The sequence below is a fragment of the Flavobacterium sp. genome (assembly GCF_013823965.1).
GTDB lineage: Bacteria > Bacteroidota > Bacteroidia > Flavobacteriales > Flavobacteriaceae > Flavobacterium.
On sequence record NZ_PNNA01000011.1, the window covers coordinates 1 to 19,949 of the forward strand.

Below are 19,949 nucleotides of genomic sequence, written 5' to 3' on the forward strand. Positions count from 1 at the left end.
TTTTTATGCTTAGATAACCGCTACTTTCGCAGCCACTTTTCCTTTTCTTCCTTCTTCTTCTTCATAGCTAACTCTGTCACCTTCACGAAGTTCTTCCGCGTTGATTCCTGATGCATGAACGAAAATGTCTTTTCCTGTTTCTTCGTCTGTAATGAATCCGTAACCTTTTGATTCATTGAAAAATTTAACTGTACCTGTACGCATTGTAATAGTAATAATAATTTATAATGAGGCAAATGTAATATTTAATCTAATACGAAATATGTTTTATATAAGTTTTTATTAAAATATTTGATTTCCAACGATTTCCAGCAAATTTTATCGATGAACTACGCTAAATCTAATTTTATATGTAATTCGTTTAATTGCAATTCATCAATGATTGATGGGGCGTCAATCATGACATCTCTCCCTGAATTGTTCTTTGGAAAAGCAATAAAATCCCTTATGGTTTCTTGTCCGCCAAGGATGGAAACCAATCTGTCCAACCCAAAAGCCAAGCCTCCGTGAGGTGGCGCTCCATATTGAAAAGCATTCATCAAGAAACCAAATTGATCTTCGGCTTGTTCAGGTGTGAATCCTAAATATTTAAACATCAACTGTTGCGTTGTTTTATCGTGAATACGGATGGAACCTCCACCAATTTCGTTTCCGTTCAACACCATGTCATAAGCATTGGCACGAACTGCTTTTGGATTTGTTTCCAATAAGTGCATGTCTTCCGGTTTTGGGGAAGTAAACGGATGGTGCATGGCGTGATAACGACCTGTTTCTTCTTCAAATTCCAATAAAGGGAAATCTACCACCCAAAGTGGGGCAAATTCCGCAGGGTTTCTCAATCCCAAACGGTTGGCCACTTCCATTCTCAAGGCTGAAAGTTGGGTTCTGGTTTTATCCGCTGGACCCGAAAGCACAAAAATCATGTCGCCTGCATTTGCGCCAGTGACTTTTGCCCAATTTTTTAAATCTTCTTGGTCATAAAATTTGTCTACCGATGATTTGAAAGTTCCGTCTTCGTTGCATTTCACGTAAACCATTCCGCTGGCGCCAATTTGGGGGCGTTTCATCCAGTCAATTAAACCATCAATTTCTTTGCGAGTGTAGTTTCCTGCTCCAGGAACGGCAATTCCAACAACTAATTCAGCCGAATTGAAAACCGGGAATTCTTTGTGTTGTGCAAATTCGTTCAATTCGCCAAATTCCATTCCGAAACGGATGTCCGGTTTGTCATTTCCGTATGTTTTCATCGCATAATCGTAGGTAATTCTTGGAAATTTCTCTACTTCGATTCCTTTGATTTCTTTCAATAAATGACGAGTCAATCCTTCAAAAACATTCAAGATGTCTTCTTGTTCCACAAATGCCATTTCGCAATCAATTTGTGTAAACTCAGGCTGGCGGTCGGCGCGCAAATCTTCGTCACGGAAACATTTCACAATTTGAAAATACTTGTCCATTCCACCCACCATCAATAATTGTTTGAAGGTTTGTGGCGATTGTGGCAAAGCGTAAAATTGTCCTTCATTCATTCGCGAAGGAACCACAAAATCCCTTGCGCCTTCTGGAGTTGACTTGATTAAGTAAGGTGTTTCCACTTCGCAAAAATCCTGGTTTGAAAGGTATTTGCGAACTTCCATTGCTACTTTATGACGAAAAAGCAAGTTGTTTTTTACTGGATTTCTTCGAATGTCAAGGTAACGGTATTTCATTCGGATGTCTTCGCCACCGTCTGTTTCGTCTTCGATGGTGAAAGGTGGAGTGAGTGCGGCATTCAATATTTTCATTTCGGTAACCAAGATTTCGATGTCTCCTGTTACCATGTTCTTGTTTTTGGCTTCACGCTCAATAACGGTTCCTTTTACTTGGATGACGTATTCACGACCCAAGGTTTTGGCCAATTCGAAAACGGTTTTGTCGGTACGACTTTCGTCGAAAATCAATTGGGTAACTCCGTAACGGTCGCGTAAATCGACCCAATTCATGAATCCTTTGTCTCTTGATTTTTGAACCCAACCGGCAAGCGTTACTTCGGTATTGATATGTGAGGCGTTCAATTCGCCACAATTATGACTTCTATACATTGAGAATATTTTTTAGACTGCAAAAGTAAAAACAAAAAACAACTTAATCCCTAAAACGGGAAAACTTCGTTGCAAATAATGCCGTAAATAATTGTTAATCTTTGTTTGTGTTCAAAAATTTAAATTAGCTTTGGGCAACAAAATTCAAAATCCAGGCTTTATGAAAAAAATATTTTTAATTGCAATTGTTTTAATGGGAAGTTTGAACGGTTTTGCCCAAAAGAAAAACTATATGCACTTTGAGGCGGAAATAGCCAACAAGTTTGGAGATGCAATTTCCTTTTTTGATGCCAAAAACAAATTGGTTAAAACCATAAAAGTGGATAATAATGGTGTTTTTAAAGACACCATGAATGTGGCAGAAGGCAGATATGCCCTTTCCGACGGAAATGAATACACGATTGTTTTTCTGAAAAACGGTTTCGATTTGAAAATGAAATTGGACACCAAAATGTTTGACGAATCGATTGTTTATACTGGAAAAGGGGCAACTGAGAATAATTTTTTGGCTAAAAATACTTTGCTTGAAAAGAAAGCCGACATAGAAAGTTTGTTGTTGGCCAACGAAACCGATTTTTTTAAAGAAATGGACAAGAAAAAGGCTGACGATTTGAAACGTTTGGAAGACAAAAAGTTGGATCCTGTTTTTGTTGATTTTCAAAAGCAAACTGTCAATGAAACTTACAATGCGATTGTTCAGTATTACAAAAAAAATCACGACGCTCTTGTGGTCAAGAACAAAATGAACAACACGATTTCTCCTTCATTTGATTATGAAAACCACAAAGGCGGAAAAACAAAGCTCGAGGATTTTAAGGGGAAATATGTGTATATCGATGTTTGGGCAACTTGGTGCGGGCCATGTCGTGCCGAAATTCCATCGTTGAAAAAGATGGAAGAAATGTATCACGACAAAAACATTGTCTTTGTCAGTATTTCTGTTGACGTTGACAAAGACCACGAGAAATGGAAAAATTTTGTTAGCGAAAAGCAATTGGGAGGTGTTCAACTGTTTGCCGACAAAAACTGGAATTCCGATTTTATGCTAAGCTATGGCATTAACAGCATTCCGAGATTTATTTTGATTGATCCCAACGGAAAAGTGGTGAAAGGAAATGCCTTAAGACCATCCTCACCTCAATTGAAAGAAGAGTTGGATAAACTATTGAATTAAGTAAAGTGTTGCCAAATTGTGTCGAAAATATTTTTAGGTTTAAAAATATTTTTTTACATTTACAGTACAATAAAGACGCTCTCGATTACAGAAAATAGATCAAAAGTTTAGAAAATAAACTGCTAATTCTGGATATTAAATTGTTAATATAGCGTCCTATAAAGAAATCGGCTGTCGCAAGTTTTTGCAACAGCCGATTTTGATTTTGCAACCTTTTTGCCGCTTGGCGATTTGGTGGTTAATAATGCCTTAACTTTCGGTTTGGTACTACTTTTCCAAGTAAAAACTATCTTTAAATTAACGCTGAAACCCGCTATATAGCCAAACTGCGGTTGTGTGCTGAATTATTTTATATTTGTTATATAATGTTTTATTAATTCGGTTGCGAAGTTATCAATATCTTGTATGTCACGATTAGTCATAATAGAAATTACTATTTTACTATTTGGGTATATTCTTAAAAGTGATCTTGAGCCCAAATAACCTCCATTATGGCCATAATAATAGTTGCCGTTTAAATCTTTATACGTTTCAAAACCAAATCCATAATTAGTTTTTTTTCCATTTTTTAGTTTTTTACTCTTAATTAGTTCTACGAGAGTTTCTTTTTTTAATAATCTATCAGGAAATAAATATGCGTTTCCCAATACAACTAAATCTTCAGTTGTAGTTAAGTAACAACCTTGTGAGTGTTTAAATGTACAATCCAAGCAAGGTGCATTTTCTATTTTATTTTTTATTTCAACATAAAATTTTGATGTTTCATCATCTTTTTTTAATTGCTCTGGAATAGTATTTTTCAAACCTATTGTATTGATAATAAATTTGCTATGATTTTCTATAATTGTTTTTCCTGTTATTTTTTCAATAAGAATTCCTAATAATGTGTAACCATAATTACTATATTCAAATTTTGTTGATGGTTCAAATAAAAGTTCATCTTTTTTAAAAACTTTATAAAAATCTTTTTTTGTATAATCATTATCACAAGAATACTTTTCTGCTGATGGAACTCTTCTGATACCCGATAAATGACCACCAATTTCGGCTATTGAAAAATCAAATTTTTTTTTAGGTAAGCTATCAAGATAATAATAGATACTATTTTTAGGATTAATTAAATTTAATTCCGAAAGTTTACCTATTGTAATGGCAGTCATTGTTTTTGTTATACTCGCCATTCTAAATTTTGTTTTAGAAGGATTCACTGGAATTTTATTTTCAAAATCTGAGAAGCCAAATCCTTGACTGAATATCAGAGTGTCATTTTTTGATATTGAAATTGACATACCAGGGATTTGCTCTTTCGATAAAAATTTTTCTGAAATATTTATAATTTTTTTATTTGTTTCTGGAACACTAGTCTGTGAATATCCAAACACAAAATTGAAAAGACAGATTGATAAAAATAAGATTTCTTTTGTATTATATGATTTCATTTTTTTTTGTATTTTTTGAAAATCTTGAACACAATTCGTGAATAAGCGAAACAAACCATCTCACATACATCCAGAATGAGGTAGACTGGCGAAGGTTTACTTCGCTTTATATTTCACTCAAATATACTCATTCCCTTCCCACAAAAAACAACAAACCACCCAAAATTAAATCTTGGGTGGTTTGTTTAGGATTGTCTTTTTTGTGAGTCAATCCATTTATTACATTTTGTGTTTTGGATTGAAACCGTCCACTAATTTTCGGTGTTTGTATTCGGCGGTCATCAATTCGGCATAATCTACTTTTTTGTCTTTTCCTAAACGCACTCTGACACTGTCAAAAATGGCATATACCACAGGAACGACAATCAAGGTAAGCAAAAGCGAAGACAGCAAACCTCCAATAACTACCCAAGCCAATCCGTTGTTCATCTCGGCTGCGGCACCTTTGGCCAAAGCAATAGGAATCATACCAATTACCATCGCAATTGTGGTCATCAAAATAGGACGAAGACGGGCGTGGTTGGCTTGAACCAGTGCATTGAAAGTGGTTTCTCCAGCATCTTTCCTGTGATTGGCGAAGTCCACCAGCAAAATCGCATTCTTACACACCAGACCAATCAACATAATGATACCCAAAATGGTGAAAATATTCAGCGAGTTATTGGTCAATGCCAAGGCGAGCAAGGCTCCAATGAACGATAATGGAATAGAAAACAATACGACGAATGGCGTCACAAAGTCGTCATATAAAGCTACCATTACAAGGTAAACCAAGATGATGGCTGCCAATAATGCAATTCCCAAGGTTCCAAAACCTTCGGTTTGGTTTTCCATATCACCACCCCAAACATAGTTTACCCCAGCGGGTTTGTCCATTTTAGAGAAAACAGCTTCCCATTCGGTGGCCACTGTACCTGATGGACGTCCAACGGTTTGTGCTTCTATCGAAACGGCAGTACTTTTGTCTCTTCGTTCGAGCATACTTGGTCCCGAACTTTCGATGACATCGGCAAATTGTGACAACTTGATTTGTTGACCGGCATTGTTCAAGAAAATTAAATCGTTTACATCTTTGACATTCGAACGGTCGTATTCGTTGAATCGGATGTTGATGTCGTATTCGTATTCTCCTGCACGGAATTTTCCATCGGTGTTTCCGCTGAAAGCCGTTTGCATTGTTAGTCCCACGGTTTGTAAAGTCAATCCTAAAGCAGCCATTTTATCGCGGTTTACCACCACTTTAATCTCTGGATTACCCGCTTCGGAAGTTAATTTTACCTCCGACGAACCAGGTATGTTTTTCAATTCGGCTGCCGCTTTGGTGGCAAAAGACATTGCATCTTCAAAAGTGGGGCCTGTAACGGTTAACATGATTGGTGCTCTGTTGGCTCCCATTAATCCCATTGGAACGGTTTTTACTTTGGCTCCAACCAAGACTTTTTCCAATTCGCGCTTGATTTTTGCTGCAAAAATAAAAGAGTCATCATCACGTTCTTTTTTGTCAACCAATGAAACTAAAATTTCCGCTTTGTAAGCTGTAGATTGGGTAGCTCCCATTCCTTCGCTGGTTTGTCCCACGGTGGTAATCATGTCGACAACACTTTTATTGCCTCGTAAAAATTCTTCGGCTTTTTGGGTCATAAAATTGGTTTGTTCTACCGAGGCGTCTTTTGGCATTTCAATTTGCACCAAGAATTCTCCTTTGTCGGTTTTGGCAAAGAATTCACCTCCAATAAAACCACCACCTAGTAATCCTATGGTTGAAGCCAAAAAGAGTATTACAACAATAACCAAAGTGACGATCTTGTGTTTTAAAGACCATTTTAAGATATCGGTTATTCTATGGGTGAAAACATCTAAATAAGATTCGAAACCTAAAATAACTCTACCAAAGAATGTCTTTTTGGTGATGTGTTCCAATTTTCCGTAACGAGAGAACAACCAAGGTACAATCGTGAACGAAGCCAATAAAGAGAATAAGGTTGCTATAATTACTGTTACACAGAATTGCGTAATAATATTAGAAACCAATCCGGTACTCATTGCAATTGGAAGGAATACCACGATGATTACCAAGGTAATGGCGGTAACGGTAAAACCAATTTCGGCAGCTCCATCATAAGCAGCGCGCACCTTGTTTTTACCCATTTCCATATGTCGGTGAATGTTTTCCAAAACCACAATCGCATCATCCACAAGGATACCTACCACGAGCGAAAGTCCTAACAAACTCATCAAGTTTAGCGTATAACCCATCAAATAAATTCCGATGAAGGTCGCAATAAGCGAAGCCGGAATCGAAACCATTACGATCACCGCATTACGAATACTGTGCAAGAAGAACAACATTACAAATGCTACCAAGATGATGGCGATAAATAAATCGTGCATTACCGAATCGGCAGCTGTTAGGGTAAATTCGCTACTGTCATTGGCCACAGCCAGTTTCAAGTCCGATTTGGCATAATCTTTTTCGACTTGAGCAATGGCTTTTTTTACTTTTGCGCTTACTTCAACCGCATTGGCATCCGATTGTTTGATGACTTGAAGAAGGATGGAGCTTTTTTGATTTACTCTCGAAATTTTTTCTGCATCTTTTTGGGCATCTTGCACATCGGCAATGTCGCCCAAACGAATTTGGACACCGTTGTTGGAAGAAATAACCAAATTACGCATTTCCTCGACCGATTTGTATTTTCCGGACAAACGAATTTGTGTTTTGTTTTCTCTGGTTTTGATGTTTCCAGTAGGGAAATCAAGGTTCGATGCCAATACGGCTTGTTGTACTTGCGGAACCGAAAGTCCGTAACCTTGCAGTTTTTTAGAGTCTAAACTTACTTTGATTTCTCTTTCTTGTCCACCCACAAGGTTCACTTGCGCCACACCGGGAACACGCGACAATATGGGTTGGATTTTTTTGTCTAGTAAATCATAGAAAGCAATTTCGTCCATTTTTCCGGTGGCACCAATATTCATGATTGGCAAATCGCTGAGCGAGAATTTGCTCAAGGATGGTGGATCGACATCGTCCGGAAGGTCTTTTAGAACGGCATTGATTTTTCGTTGGGCATCATTCAAAGCATAATCGGCATCGGCCTCGGTGGTCAAGGTAATCATTACCACCGAAAGGCTTTCGTAGGATTTGGATTCGATTTTCTTGATGTTTTCCATTGTGGAAATAGCATCTTCGATTTTTTTGGTCACGGTGTTTTCAACCTCTCCTGGCGAAGCTCCCGGATATACGGTAGAAACCGTTACTACGTTTACTTCAAATTTTGGAATTAATTCGTAGCTCAGTTGTTTGTAACTGAACAAACCACCCAATAGTAATATGGTAAATAATACTATGATTATGGAAGGTCGTTTTATGGATATATCGACTATTTTCATTTGTTGTCTTTAAGGAAATTATTTAACGATATTTACTTTGGTGTTGTCGCTCAAATTGATTTGTCCGCTTGTCACGACCACATCGCCATCGTTCAATCCGTTCAGGATTTCTACTTTGTCACCAAAGATTCTTCCGGCCACGATTGTTTTCAAGGTTGCTACATTGTTGTTTACCACAAATACTTGGTTGCTGCTGACACTTCCAACGAAAGCTGATCTTGGTATTGTTGTAACTTCGGCTTGTTTTGCGGCATTGCTTCCAAAAGTTGCCGTTCCGTACATTCCTGCTTTGATTTCGTTGTTAGGATTGTTGGCTACTTCAATTTCAATAGGAAAATTCAAGGTTTCGTCTGCTTTTGAGGCTATAAAAGTAATTTTTCCCGAGAATGATTTGTCTGGAAATACACTTGCGCCAATAGTTACGGTGTTTCCTAGCTTCAAGCTCGCTACTTGGCTTTCATTTACAGTCACTTTTAACTTCAATTTAGAAACGTTCACAATGTCAAACAATGCAGTAGCTGGCATTCCAGCTAAAATAGAACCTGGTTCAATGTATTTTTTATTGATAAAACCGCTAATAGGTGCTTTTACTTTGGTGTCACCCACGTTGATGTTGGCTTGTTTCAGGTTGGCTTCGGCATTAGTCAAGGCTAATTTGGCTTGGTCTAATTGTTGCTTGGTCACTCCGCCTGTTTTGAAGGCATTTTCATATCTGGCATAATCTGCTTTTGAATTGTCAAAGGCCGCTTTAGCCGCTTGCGCACTTACGTTGATGACATCTCCCCTGACGATTAATAAGGTTTGTCCAGCAGAAACATAGTCTCCTTCTTTTGCCAAAACGCTAATTACTTTTCCTGATTTTTCGGCCGAAAAAGTTAATTCCTGAATAGGTTCAAAATTTCCGTTGGCCTTGAATGTTTCGTCTAATTTTCCAGTAGTTACCGTGGCAACTCTTACGGCAACCGAACTGTTTTTTTGGGCTACAATGGCTGTGTCTTCTGCGTTTTTCTTCTTGTTGTTGTATAAAGTATATGCTGCACCACCGATTAATGCTACGGCAATTATGATGTAAATTGGTTTTTTCATTTTGAAATATTTAGTTTAATAAGTTTTTTAATTCTCCTTTTGATTTAATTAATGCTATTTCTGCTAGTTTGTACTCTAATAAAGAGGTTGTGTAATTATTTTGTGCTGCAACCAATTCGTTTTCTGCTTCCAATAAATCGGTTAAAGAGGCCAATCCTTGTACGTAATTGTTGTTGGTATTGGTTAAAACTTCTTGTGCCAATTGCGCATTCTCTTTTTGGTTTTTAATAGATATAATGCTGTTCTCAATTTGAGTTTTTGCATTTTCATATTCTAATTCTAATGCCAATTTAGTTTCTGCTAAATCCACTTTTATAGATTCTAATTTGTTATTTGCTTGACGAACTTTGGCGCGTGTTCCAAATCCGGTAAAGATGGGTACGTGTAAATTAAGGCCTACCGCAGCATAATCAGACCAATAAACTCCATCAGAAGGTTTTTTGAACCAAGGCATTTCTGGACCTTGACCAATGTAATTGTAACTTCCGGTCAAAGAAAGTGTTGGGTAATAAGCTGCTTGAACCGATTTTTTCTGATATTCTAAAAGTTGCTCGTTCTTTTTCAGCAATAAATATTCAGTTCTTGTGGTGGTGTCAGGGGTTTGCGAAAGCGCATTTGCTGAAACTTCGAATTCGGTTTCTGGAATAGAAATTTCTGTTGTGATGGGCATTCCCATCAAAAATTTTAAAGAATTCTCTTGAAGCGCTATAGCATTTAAAGTTTGCTGACGTTGGGTATTAATATTAGAAACACGAACGGAAGTTCGGTCTAAATCAATTTTTTTGGCCAAACCGTTGTCAAATTGACCTTTAATAATGTCTTTAACTTTGTTCGTGTTTTTCAAATTATTGTCTAAAACAGCTAAGTTTTGGCGAGTAACATAGACTTGATAATAGGCATTGGCCACTTTTTCGATAACTTGTTCTTCAGTTAATTGCGCATTGATTTGATAGAATTCTCTAGTTGATTTTGCTGCTTTCAAACCAATAAAAACCGATTGGTCATAAATAGCTTGGTTCAACGTAATTCCAGCAGCAGAACTCCATTTTTGTCCAAAAGAGGCTTGAATTGTTGTCCCTGGCGCACCAAAATTATCACCGTCAATTACTGTTGTTTGCAAAATTGGACTGTGAGTTAAACTTCCGTTTGCCGAGATTTGCGGCAAGGCTCTAGAACGCACTTCTTGAATCTGGTATTCGCTGTTTTCAACGTTTAACTTTGCTTTTTTGGCGTCGGCTTTGTTTTCCAACGCATACGTTATGGCATCTTTCAGGGTTAAAGTTTTGACTTGCGCATTTGCTGTCAGGGCAAAAACGAATAAGGGGATTATAAATAGTTTCTTCATTAGAGGTGGTAATTATGTAATTGTTTTTCTAGTTCGATTATTCCTTCTGGAGTTGCCATTGCCCTGGTGTGGTATTCCAATGCTTGCAATTCGAGTTCTTTTGATTCTTTTTGGGTACTGGTATTTTCATGGATGCTGAAAATCAGAGTGTAATAAAAATCAACGTAAGTGTCTACTGGGATGTTTGTTCGATACAAACCTTGGTCGATTCCCCGTTCAATATTTTGTTTAAAAACCGCATTGCATTCGTTTATTTCTCGTGATATCACGTTGTAATAGATTTCAGGATAATGCTTTTTCAATTGATAGGCCGGCGAGGCTTCTCCTGTTTTAAACATTTCTTTGAACATTTTTCGAATCTCGAAATTTTCCTCGATGGCATTATGGTTTTTGGCCACAATACCGTCAATGATTTGATGCACTTCTTTGTGGACCACATTCGTCGATTCCGCGATTAGAAGCTCTTTGTTGCAGAAATATTTGTAAATCGTTTTTTTGGAAATACACATTTCGCTGGCAATGTCATCCATGGTAACGCTTTTAAACCCTAGTTTCAAGAACAAATCGGAGGCTTTTGCTATAATTTTTTCTTTCATTTTTTTTGCTGAACGAGTCCAGACTCTTTATTGTTTTTTAATTCAAATCTAAGTCCGAAACTTTTATTGAAAATCTAGTTTCCTAAAAGGTTACGATAACTTAACGGTGTTTGATGATTAAATCGAAAACTCCAAATTGGCTACCAATTTCAGGTTTTTGCCCAACCCGAATTTTTCTTTCGAATTGTTGAAATTTTTGTCCAATCCGAAATCGTTTCTATTGATGTCGCCTTTTATTTCAAAAGCCGCTTTTTTCGATCCATTGTAATTGTTGATTCCGATGAATTCGGCATCGAGTTCGACCATTTTGGTAACATCTTTTATGGTCAAATAGCCTTTCAAAAAATTGATGTTGTTCTTGATTTTTTGAAACGAAGTTGACTTAAATCGGATAAGTGGTTTTTTTGTAGATTCAACAGTGGAGTTGTTTTGCAAGGACACGTCTCTTTTTTGGGATGAAAAAGTATTGCTGTCCAGAAAAAATTCGACTGAAGCATCTTCAATTTGATCTTCTTCGATAGATACAAAACCATCAAAATGGTTGGTTTCGTTGCCTAAATAAGTAATTGTGGCGTCCTTCATTTTTATTAAAACATCGGATTGGTCAGAATCAATAGTCCATTTTGTTGTCATAGTTGGATTGATTTAAAGATTAAATCTGTTTTTTAGGTTTTAATTTCGGGGCAAATATAAATCGGAAACTTTGAATACCAAAATAGTTTCCAATGTTTTTTTAAAAAAAATAATTCCTGTTTAGAGTTTCCCGTTTTTTTAAGTTACTTTGTAAACTTTAAACCTCAAACTTTAAATTAACAGTAATGCATTCCATCAACCAATATCAAGAGCAGTTTTTAGTTTATTTACAAAGTCAAAAAAAAGAGAAAGAACCCAAAAATCTTTATGAACCGATAGATTACATCTTGCAACTTGGCGGAAAAAGAATGCGGCCTGTCTTGACATTAATGAGCGCCGAGGTTTTTGATGTCGATTACAAGAAAGCCTTGCCGGCAGCCTTGGCCATTGAGGTTTTTCATAATTTTTCACTCGTACATGACGATATTATGGACGATGCACCTTTGCGAAGAGGCCAAACCACTGTTCATGAAAAATGGAATATCAACACCGGAATTCTTTCTGGCGACGCAATGTTGATTTTGGCGTATCAATATTTTGAAAAATACAATCCAAAAATTTTTAGAAAGTTGGCCAGATTATTCAGCAAAATCGCTCTCGAGGTTTGCGAAGGACAACAATACGACGTTGATTTTGAAACCCGCGATGACGTGACTATTTCCGAATACCTGAAAATGATCAAGTATAAAACCGCCGTTCTGGTTGCGGCAGCGATGAAAATGGGTGCCATTATTGCCGAAACTTCAAAGGAAAACACAAAATTGATTTACGATTTTGGACTTAATCTGGGTTTAGCGTTTCAGTTGCAGGATGATTATTTGGATGCTTTTGGCGATCCCGAAACTTTTGGAAAGCAAGTGGGAGGGGATATCATCGAAAACAAAAAAACTTATTTGTACCTGAAAGCAATCGAGTTTGCATCAGATGAACAAAAAGCACAATTACTGCATTTCTTTTCCATTCAACCGGAAGATAATTTGGAAAAAATTAATTCCGTAAAAGAAATTTTCAATGCAACCGGAGCATCGGAAGTAACCCAAAAAGCCATTCAGGGTTTCACTTTGAAAGCTTTTAAAACCTTGAAAAAAATGGATATTTCCAAGGATAAAAAAGCAATGTTAAAAGCTTTTGGAGAAAATTTAATGGATAGAAAAGTGTAATAACAGGATGCGGTACATTTTATGAACATCCTATTGAACATTGTTTTTTTTAACGACAAAAACCATATTGCACAAAAGCAATTGTATTTTGCGGTTTTCTTTCCTTTTTTTACCCTGGCGGCTTTAGGAATAGACAGCGTTTATTTTGCGGCAAATTATTTTGATGGAAGACAAATTACAAACCTTTTTGCCATCGTTTATTTTTCTTTTTTCTTTTTGGTTTCCGATTTTCGTCTCAAGAAATTGATGTTTGTAATGGTTTTTCTGTCTTACATAGGGGAACTCATTTTCTGTACTTTACTGCGAATGTACGATTATAGAACGGTCGTTATTCCTTTGTATGTTCCTTTTGGTCACGCCATTGTTTATGCTTCCGGTTATGTTTTTGCACATACGGAATGGGCAATGAGGAATGACAAATTATTGAAAAAATATTTTGCCATTGGGTTTTTGCTGTTGTTTCTGTCTGTTGGGATTTTTCTCGATGATATTTTTTCTTTGATTTTTGGCATTTTCTTCTTTTTACTTTTAAAGAGAAAAAAATGGCAAAACTTGTATTATTTCATCGCTCTTTGTGTTATATTTATTGAATTGGCAGGAACATATTTTCAATGTTGGAAATGGGTTCCAAAAACTTTTGGATTAATCCCAACCATCAACCCGCCAATGGGAGCCGTTTTTTTCTATGCAGGAGGCGATGTGCTTTTGGTGAAAATTGTGGATTATTGGAAACTTGATAAAAAGAAAGGTATAATAAATAGCAACGAGTAAAATCAATTTGATTATTGAAATTGCCATTGTCATTGAAATTTTAAAGTATGTACATTACCCCATTAAATACCGATTTGTTGTTTGAAGAAGCCCAAAAGGAATCTTTGTACCTGAAATTAATTGAACAAATCAACAAGGATTTTAATTTAGCCAATGAAGGAATCGATTTCCCAATGAGTATTTCTCCCAGCGAATTGAAAATACAATTGCACGAGAAAATCTACCGAATGATTCAATACAAATTTGCCGAATACCTCAATCTACTTTACATCATTGACGTTTCTGAAGACCAAATAAAAAAACTCGACGGTTCGGATTTAGTGATCCTAGCCGAAAATGTGGCTTTTTTGATTCTAAAAAGAGAATGGCAAAAAGTCTGGTTTAGGAATAAATATTAGTTATTCCAATTCCTTTTTCAGGATTACTTTATTCCATAATTCTTTTCCTTCTTTGTCAAACAAGGACAGTTTCATTTGGCGATTTGCTTTATCGCCTGAAAAAGAAATCATTCCAAAATTATTCACGGCAAACACACTTCCTTCCACTTGATTGGTGTTTTTGTCTTCTTTATAGGATTCGGAAACTCCGGAAGTTAATGGAGAAACTGTCCAATCATAAAGAGGATAGGTTCCATTTCTTTCTAATTTTGACAATTCGGTAAAATGCCGGTCACCGGATAGAAATAACACGCCTTTTATTTTGTTGTTTTCGATTTCTTTCAACAATTTTTCTTTTTCTTCGGGATAAGTTGCGAAGTTTTCGAATCGTGCTGCTGAAGTAATAACTTGTCCGCCAATGTAAATAATCTTGAACGAAGCATTTGAACAAGAAAGCGCATCGATTAACCATTCTAATTGGGCTTCTCCTAGAATGGTTCTCGCTCCAGTTTTTCTGTCGTTTGGAGATTTAAAAAAACGGTCGTCAAGCAAGAAAAATTGGGCGTCACCCCAATTAAAAGTCGAATAATTACCTTCATTTTGTTCGGGATTCATTCCATAACTTTTGTTTGCCCAGAAATATTTAAAAGCTTCCAGCGTTAAATTTTTGTTGTAAAAACTTCGGTCTCCATCATTTGGTCCAAAATCATGATCATCCCAAATAGCAAAATTCTGAGTTTTAGCCAGTAACGGTTGCATTTCCTTGATGGAACGAGAATGGGTGTAACGATGCAAAATACCTGTTTTACTATCCCAATCGGCGTCTCTTAAATAAATATTGTCTCCGCCCCAAATCATGATGTCGGGATTCTTTGAATTTATGGATTCAAAAATGGAGTAACCACTTCCATACCCTTTTCCAGGTCTGTCCAGTTCGGTTTCGTTGATGTAAGTGCAACTGCCCAAAGCCACCTTAAAATCCGGAGCATCTTCGCGCCAAAGCCATAATTTTTTGGAAGAAAAGGAAGTTTCATAAGGCAAATCCACCTTTTTGTTGTTGATAAAAACGGTGTAATTGTATTTTTTTCCAGGTTGTAGTTTGTCTAAAACAACATGATAGGTAAATGCGGACTCTTTGGTAGTGTTATAAGTGTCAGAATAAAATATTTTGCCAGGATTGTCCAATGCAAAGTATTCAATTTTTACGGAAGCATTTTCTTTGGTTTGCAACCAAATCATTGCTTCTTTCATTTCGCTGTAACCCACCATTGGTCCCGATTGCAGCAGCGTTTTTTGAGAAAAACCATAAGTCAAAAAAAGTAGAAAAAACAGGTGTGTAATTTTTTTCATGTCTAAAATATTAAAAATAAACTCTTATAAACGGCATAAATGCGTCGCTGTAGTAACTTTTATTGTCGTCAAATAATACATCATAACGGATGCCAACGGTTACATTTCCAGTTCTATAACCAGCGCCAAGATATAAGGCCGTGTTCCAAAAAGAGTCAGAAATATTTGCTCCATCATATTGATAGTCCGTATTGACGTTGATTTCCTCTAATTCGGCTGAAAACTGGACCTGGGGAATTGGATTTATCAAACCAATTAAACTGGCTCCGTAAAGAGCGGAAGTGTAATTATTTTTGGAAGAAACATAGCCAAATTGCAAGGCCGTTCCAACTGCTACAATGGAGTTAATGTTGTAAATGGCACTTGGTGAAATAGCAATGTCCGTATATCCAGTGCCGAAACTCATGCCGATGCCACCTCCAAATTGCACATTTCTCCAGAAATCATTTTGTTGCGTCGGCGTAATTGTTTGTTGCTGTGCTGATAAATGATGAAATGAAAACAAGAGGACCAAAATCAAAAAACGTCTTAAAATGGTCAGAGAGTGGTTTTTTTTCATTGTTTATTGGGTTTTTTTAACAATTTTTTACGTAAAAGTACTTAAAAAAAGAGATTATGTGTATTGATTTATTGTACTTTTGCTGAACTATTTTAACAAAAAAGCAGATTATATACAATTATGGACAGGTTTTCATTTTTAAATGCAGCGCATACCGAATTTTTCGCACAATTATACGACCAATATTTAGAAAATCCAGATAGTGTAGAGCCTAGTTGGAGAAGTTTTTTTCAAGGTTTCGACTTTGGAATGGAAACTTATAATGGAGAAAATCAAGTAACCCAAATTGCAAATGTGCCTTCCAGCACTGCAGAAAACAACTCTGCGGCAGAGAAACTTCAAAAAGAGTTTAACGTCATCAAATTAATTGATGCATACAGAACCCGTGGTCATTTGTTTACCCGAACGAATCCCGTTCATAAAAGAAGAACCTACAGTCCAACGTTGGACATTGAAAATTTTGGTCTTTCAAAAGCGGATTTATCAACCGTTTTTGATGCTGCAAAAGTAATCAAGATTGCTCCTTGCAGTTTGGCGGACATCTTGGGGCATTTGGATAAAATTTACTGTCAATCCATTGGGGTTGAATACATGTATCTTCGAAATCCTAATGACATTCAATGGATTCAAAGCAGAATTGGACATAACGACAATCAGCCTAATTTTTCAGCCGATGAAAAGAGGACGATTTTATACAAATTAAACCAAGCAGTTTCTTTCGAGAATTTCTTGCACACAAAATACGTGGGCCAAAAACGATTTTCGCTCGAAGGAGGGGAATCCATCATCCCGGCAATTGATGCTTTGATCGAAAAAGCCGCCGAAAAAGGAGTGGAACATTTCGTAATGGGAATGGCGCATCGTGGCCGTTTGAATGTTTTGGCCAATATTTTTGGAAAATCCACCCAAGATATTTTTGGCGAATTTGACGGTAAAGATTACAACGATCAAGAATATTTTGACGGCGACGTAAAATACCATTTAGGTCTTACTGCCGAAAAAACGACTAGCACAGGAAAAACAATCAACATCAATCTTGCTCCAAATCCTTCGCATCTAGAAACGGTGGGAGCAGTTATTGAAGGAATTACAAGAGCCAAACAAGACAAATATTTCCCTGAAGATTTCTCAAAAGTATTGCCAATCTCCGTTCACGGTGATGCTGCAATTGCTGGTCAAGGTCTTTTATATGAAATCATTCAAATGGCCCAGTTGGATGGATACAAAACTGGCGGAACCATTCACATTGTTATCAATAACCAAGTTGGTTTTACCACTAATTATCTTGATGCTCGTTCATCAACATATTGCACAGATATTGCCAAGGTAACTCTTTCGCCGGTATTGCACGTTAATGCGGATGATGCCGAAGCCGTTGTGCACGTGATGTCATTTGCCTTGGATTTCAGGATGAAATTTGGTCGTGACGTATTCGTCGATTTGTTGGGATACAGAAAATACGGACATAATGAAGGTGACGAACCTCGCTTCACGCAACCTTTGTTGTATAAAATCATAGCAAAACATAAAAATCCAAGAGATATTTATGCCGAGAAATTATTGGCAGAAGGCGTAATTGATGCTGATTATGTAAAAACCCTCGAGGTAGAATACAAATCAAGACTTGAAGTAAATTTAGAAGAATCCCGCAAAAAGGAATTAACGGTAATAACTCCATTTATGCAAAATGAATGGCAAGGTTTTTCAAAAGCAGGGATAACACAAATGCTCAAGAATGTTGATACCTCTTATCCAAAAGAAAAACTGGAGGCTGTTGCCAATGCTATTTGCAATTTGCCAACGGACAAGAAATTTATCAATAAAATCCAAAAATTAATAAACGACAGAAAAACGATGTTTTTCGAAACCAATAAGTTGGATTGGGCTATGGCCGAACATTTAGCTTATGGATCATTGCTGCAAGAAGGTTATGACGTTCGAATTTCAGGACAAGACGTGGAACGCGGAACTTTTTCACACCGTCACGCAGTTGTAAAAGTCGAAGATTCAGAAGAAGAAGTGATTCTAATCAACAACTTGGAAGGCAAAAAAGGAAAATTTCACATCTACAATTCTCTTTTGTCAGAATACGGAGTTTTAGGTTTTGATTATGGTTATGCATTGGCAAACCCAAAAGCATTAACCATCTGGGAAGCACAGTTTGGAGATTTCAGTAATGGAGCCCAAATCATGATTGACCAATATGTTTCATGTGGAGAAGACAAATGGAACAACCAAAACGGAATCGTGTTATTGTTGCCTCACGGTTACGAAGGACAAGGGGCAGAACATTCTTCGGGAAGAATGGAACGTTTTCTGCAACTTTGTGCCAGACAAAACATGTATGTTGCCGATTGTACCACACCGGCAAATTTCTTTCACTTGTTGAGAAGACAAATGAAAACCAATTTCCGCAAACCACTTGTCGTGTTCACGCCAAAGAGTTTGCTTCGTGATCCAAGAGTAGTTTCCAGCATCGAAGAATTGGAAAATGGTTCTTTTCAAGAAACTTTCGACGATGAAACCGTAAACAAAGCAGAAGTTAAAACATTGGTTTTCTGCACCGGAAAATTCTATTACGACATTACGGCCGAAAGAGAAAAGAACGGAAGAAATGACGTTGCGGTAGTAAGAATTGAGCAATTATTTCCATTGCCGGTAGAACAGTTAAAAGCAATTATTGCCAAATATCCAAATGCCGACGATTATGTTTGGGCACAGGAAGAGCCTAAAAACATGGGTGCTTATGGCTATATGTTGATGAACTTCGATTTAGTAAAATGGAGATTGGCATCACTAAAAGTATCGGCAGCATCTGCATCTGGAAGTTCCACTCGAGCAAAAAATCGTCAAATAAAAGCGATAAAAATGGTGTTTGACAAAAATTTTATTAGATAAAATTTAAAATATCATTTTATTAAAGACAGAAAAAGCAACTCTTTTTGTCGTAGTTAAAACCAAATTTAAAATTCATAATTTAAAATAATACAAGATGATTCTAGAAATGAAAGTCCCATCACCTGGGGAATCAATAAAAGAAGTAGAAATTGCAACCTGGTTGGTAAGAAACGGTGATTATGTAGAAAAAGACCAAGCCATTGCCGAAGTTGATTCTGACAAAGCAACACTGGAGTTGCCAGCAGAAGCAAGCGGAATAATCACTTTAAAAGCAGACGAAGGAGATACGGTTGCTGTTGGTGCCGTGGTTTGTTTAATCGATACAAGCGCAGCAAAACCATCAGAATCAGTATCAGTAGAATCAAAACCTGTGGTTGAAGACAAACCGGTGATTGTTGAAAAACCAAAAAAAGAAGAAGTTAAGGCTGCACCAGTTGCGGCAGCAACTTATGCATCTGGAGCAACGTCTCCAGCAGCAAGAAAAATATTGGACGAAAAAAACATCCAACCTTCTGATATAGTAGGAACTGGGAAAGACGGAAGAATCACCAAAGAAGATGCCGTAAACGCAGTTCCTTCGATGGGAACTCCAACAGGAGGAAACCGTGGTTCTGAACGCACCAAATTATCAATGTTGCGTCGTAAAGTGGCCGAAAGATTAGTTGCCGCCAAAAACGAAACAGCAATGTTGACCACTTTCAACGAAGTGAACATGACGCCAATAAACACGCTTCGCAACGAATACAAAGATGCATTCAAGGCCAAACATGGCGGAATTGGTTTGGGATACATGTCGTTTTTTACAAAAGCCGTGACAAGAGCATTACAGTTGTATCCAGATGTAAACTCCATGATGGATGGCGATCACAAAATTGCTTATGATTTTGCCGACATTTCAATTGCCGTTTCTGGACCAAAAGGATTGATGGTTCCCGTGGTTCGTAACGCAGAAAACTTGACTTTCCGTGGAATTGAAGCAGAAATCAAAAGATTGGCAATTAAAGCCCGTGACGGACAAATTACCGTTGACGACATGACTGGTGGAACATTTACCATCACAAACGGTGGTGTTTTTGGAAGTATGTTGTCC

The 19,949-nt window shown here is 37.0% G+C and carries 16 protein-coding genes; 6 read left to right on the top strand and 10 right to left on the bottom strand.

Annotated features, from left to right (window positions below; genetic code table 11):
* Nucleotides 1-9: 9 nt before the first annotated feature.
* Nucleotides 10-204, bottom strand: coding sequence for a cold-shock protein (locus tag C0430_RS01060; RefSeq protein ID WP_007137066.1), 195 nt, complete (start codon nt 202-204; stop codon nt 10-12).
* Nucleotides 205-329: 125 nt separating this feature from the next.
* Nucleotides 330-2,081, bottom strand: a complete 1,752-nt coding sequence (gene aspS / locus C0430_RS01065) for an aspartate--tRNA ligase (RefSeq protein ID WP_290864585.1) — start codon at nt 2,079-2,081, stop codon at nt 330-332.
* A 160-nt stretch (nt 2,082-2,241) separates the two neighbouring features.
* Here aspS and C0430_RS01070 point away from each other — a divergent pair, with 160 nt between their 5' ends.
* A complete protein-coding gene (locus C0430_RS01070) occupies nt 2,242-3,255 on the top strand; it encodes a TlpA disulfide reductase family protein (protein ID WP_290864587.1) in 1,014 nt (337 codons plus the stop codon).
* A 344-nt stretch (nt 3,256-3,599) separates the two neighbouring features.
* On the opposite strand, the gene C0430_RS01075 is transcribed toward C0430_RS01070, so the two are convergent.
* The 6 genes from C0430_RS01075 to C0430_RS01100 all read right to left on the bottom strand — a co-directional run bounded on the left by C0430_RS01075 (nt 3,600) and on the right by C0430_RS01100 (nt 11,744).
* The gene (locus C0430_RS01075) at nt 3,600-4,694 is read right to left on the bottom strand and encodes a serine hydrolase domain-containing protein (RefSeq protein WP_290864589.1); all 1,095 of its coding nucleotides are present in this window, start codon (nt 4,692-4,694) and stop codon (nt 3,600-3,602) included.
* Nucleotides 4,695-4,913: 219 nt separating this feature from the next.
* The gene (locus C0430_RS01080; protein ID WP_290864591.1) at nt 4,914-8,084 is read right to left on the bottom strand and encodes an efflux RND transporter permease subunit; all 3,171 of its coding nucleotides are present in this window, start codon (nt 8,082-8,084) and stop codon (nt 4,914-4,916) included.
* 18 nt (nt 8,085-8,102) lie between these two features.
* Nucleotides 8,103-9,170: an efflux RND transporter periplasmic adaptor subunit gene (locus C0430_RS01085; protein WP_290864593.1), complete on the bottom strand. Its 1,068-nt coding sequence runs from the start codon at nt 9,168-9,170 to the stop codon at nt 8,103-8,105.
* A gap of 10 nt (nt 9,171-9,180) precedes the next feature.
* On the bottom strand, nt 9,181-10,515 hold the full coding sequence (locus C0430_RS01090) for a TolC family protein (protein ID WP_290864595.1): 1,335 nt from the start codon (nt 10,513-10,515) through the stop codon (nt 9,181-9,183).
* Nucleotides 10,515-11,111 (bottom strand): TetR/AcrR family transcriptional regulator, encoded by a 597-nt coding sequence (locus C0430_RS01095; RefSeq protein WP_290864597.1) that lies wholly within the window; start codon nt 11,109-11,111, stop codon nt 10,515-10,517. Before C0430_RS01095 ends, C0430_RS01090 begins: the two co-directional genes overlap by 1 nt.
* A 117-nt stretch (nt 11,112-11,228) precedes the next feature.
* Complete coding sequence (locus tag C0430_RS01100; protein ID WP_290864599.1) at nt 11,229-11,744, bottom strand: YceI family protein; 516 nt, start codon at nt 11,742-11,744, stop codon at nt 11,229-11,231.
* 185 nt (nt 11,745-11,929) lie between these two features.
* Here C0430_RS01100 and C0430_RS01105 point away from each other — a divergent pair, with 185 nt between their 5' ends.
* Genes C0430_RS01105 through C0430_RS01115 form a run of 3 tightly spaced genes read left to right on the top strand, consistent with a single transcriptional unit; the run spans nt 11,930 to nt 14,073 of the window.
* Complete coding sequence (locus tag C0430_RS01105; protein ID WP_290864602.1) at nt 11,930-12,904, top strand: polyprenyl synthetase family protein; 975 nt, start codon at nt 11,930-11,932, stop codon at nt 12,902-12,904.
* Nucleotides 12,905-12,925: 21 nt separating this feature from the next.
* Nucleotides 12,926-13,675 (top strand): hypothetical protein, encoded by a 750-nt coding sequence (locus C0430_RS01110; protein ID WP_290864604.1) that lies wholly within the window; start codon nt 12,926-12,928, stop codon nt 13,673-13,675.
* 47 nt (nt 13,676-13,722) lie between these two features.
* Nucleotides 13,723-14,073, top strand: a complete 351-nt coding sequence (locus tag C0430_RS01115; RefSeq protein WP_290864605.1) for a hypothetical protein — start codon at nt 13,723-13,725, stop codon at nt 14,071-14,073.
* Here C0430_RS01115 and C0430_RS01120 read toward each other — a convergent pair whose 3' ends face one another.
* Nucleotides 14,074-15,402, bottom strand: a complete 1,329-nt coding sequence (locus C0430_RS01120; RefSeq protein WP_290864607.1) for an alkaline phosphatase D family protein — start codon at nt 15,400-15,402, stop codon at nt 14,074-14,076.
* Nucleotides 15,403-15,412: 10 nt separating this feature from the next.
* Complete coding sequence (locus C0430_RS01125) at nt 15,413-15,961, bottom strand: hypothetical protein (RefSeq protein ID WP_290864609.1); 549 nt, start codon at nt 15,959-15,961, stop codon at nt 15,413-15,415.
* A gap of 120 nt (nt 15,962-16,081) precedes the next feature.
* On the opposite strand from C0430_RS01125, the gene C0430_RS01130 reads away from it, so the two are divergent.
* A complete protein-coding gene (locus C0430_RS01130; RefSeq protein ID WP_290864611.1) occupies nt 16,082-18,859 on the top strand; it encodes a 2-oxoglutarate dehydrogenase E1 component in 2,778 nt (925 codons plus the stop codon).
* Nucleotides 18,860-18,953: 94 nt separating this feature from the next.
* On the top strand, nt 18,954-19,949 hold a 996-nt coding region (locus tag C0430_RS01135), incomplete at its 3' end, for a 2-oxo acid dehydrogenase subunit E2 (protein WP_290864613.1).